Source organism: Microcoleus sp. B13-B6, from assembly GCF_036705405.1.
GTDB lineage: Bacteria > Cyanobacteriota > Cyanobacteriia > Cyanobacteriales > Microcoleaceae > Microcoleus.
The window spans coordinates 1-1640 of sequence record NZ_JAUBUJ010000047.1; the positions used below are offsets into that span (position 1 = coordinate 1).

1 protein-coding gene is annotated in these 1640 nt (G+C 46.6%); it reads right to left on the bottom strand.

The features are described 5' to 3' along the window. Positions 1–254 precede the first annotated feature (254 nt). On the bottom strand, positions 255–1358 hold the full coding sequence (locus tag QUB35_RS20600) for a site-2 protease family protein (protein ID WP_333143621.1): 1104 nt from the start codon (positions 1356–1358) through the stop codon (positions 255–257). Positions 1359–1640: the final 282 nt, after the last annotated feature.

Sequence of the window (1640 nt, forward strand, 5' to 3'; positions counted from 1 at the left end):
CCCGTCCAAAAAAGACGGGCGGGACGCCCATCCCACAATAACAATTAAATTTGTAAGTTATTTAATTCGCGATCCTTAGTCAGTCCTGGACTCAAGAACATACCTCAAAAAATATTTAAATATTGTGACAGTTTCGTCCCGGACTATTTGTGTTGGACTTAACTTTTTTGAAGCTAGAGTTAACCCCCCCGATCGCGCTTTTGATAAGGGGCAATCGAGGGGGTTAACTATTATTTGTCAAGTATCTGAGGATATCAAGCAGGGTTCGCTTCGGCTCGTTTTTGTAGCAGGCGGGCAATTTCAGCTTTTTCTACAAGTCCGACGAGGACACCGTTTTCGCGAATGACGGGGAGTTCTTGTACTTTGAGTTGTTCCAGAAGGGTGACGACTTCGAGGAGGGATAATTCCGGTTTGACGGTGGTGGAAAATTCGATCGGCTTCAGGAGTTCTTTCACTAAAACTTCGGGCCAGCGTCCAGTAGGAATGGTTTTGAGGTCGTCAAGGTCGATCGCCCCTACCAATTGTCCGGCATCATCTGTTGCCAGGAACCGGCGCCAGGTATGGGCGCTACCGATAACGTAGTTGTTGGCAAATTCTCTGAGGGACAAGTCTTGGGAGACGATCGGACTTTCGGGGGTAACAGCATCTGCGGCGGTCAAACCTGCTAGTTTATTTTGGACTGTGGCATATTGGGCAGATTGACCGGCATTTTGCAGTAAGAACCAACCGATTACTAGATTCCAAATATTGCCAAAGATGCCTGTAGCAATGGCAATCCAACCAATTATTTGACCGACGCGGCTAGCAAAAATTACACCTTTGTAAGGGTTGCCAGTAATTTTCCAGACGATCGCTTTGAGGATGTTGCCGCCGTCGAGGGGCAAACCGGGGATTAAGTTAAATAAGGCTAAAACTAAGTTGATGTAAGCTAAAAGTCCGACGATGGCGGCTGCGGGGCCTGTGAGACCAGCACCGATGCCTATGGCTGTTAACAAACCGGATAGAAATAAGCTAACCAACGGGCCTGCAATTGCTACCCAAAATGCTTCGGCTGGGGTTTTGGATTCTCTTTCTAAATTAGCCAGTCCGCCAAACAGAAATAGCGAAATCGATTTCACGCCAATTCCCTGTTTAATGGCTACCCAACTGTGTCCTAATTCGTGGGCTAAGACGGAAGCAAATAACAGTAACGCTGTGAATAATCCCAGCATCCAGGGCGCTACGGGGCCTAATGTGGGAAACAGGGCAGCTAATGCGCCGCCGTACTGCCAGGTTACTAAACCCAGAACTAAAAACCAAGATGCGTTGACAAAGAAGGGAATCCCAAACAGGTTGCCGACGCGAAATGTACCGTTCATAATGGCTAACTCTGATTTTACGAATGAGAGGTTTTTCTCTCTGTCTCCTTATCGTAACGAAACGTAACGGCGATGTTAATGTTTCAATTAGGGTGTTATCCGTCTGTGGAGGTTCGGTTTGCTGAATAATTACCGCCGACTGCGGTTTGGCCCGCTAGGGGTTAAAAATCCTTATCTCAAAACGGAAGTTCTTGCTATGAGGCTTGAGGAGGATATCTGTTTTAGTTTTCTGTTTTAATTTTCAGCCGGTTTTAACTCAAATCTTGCACCTCTGTCATGAAC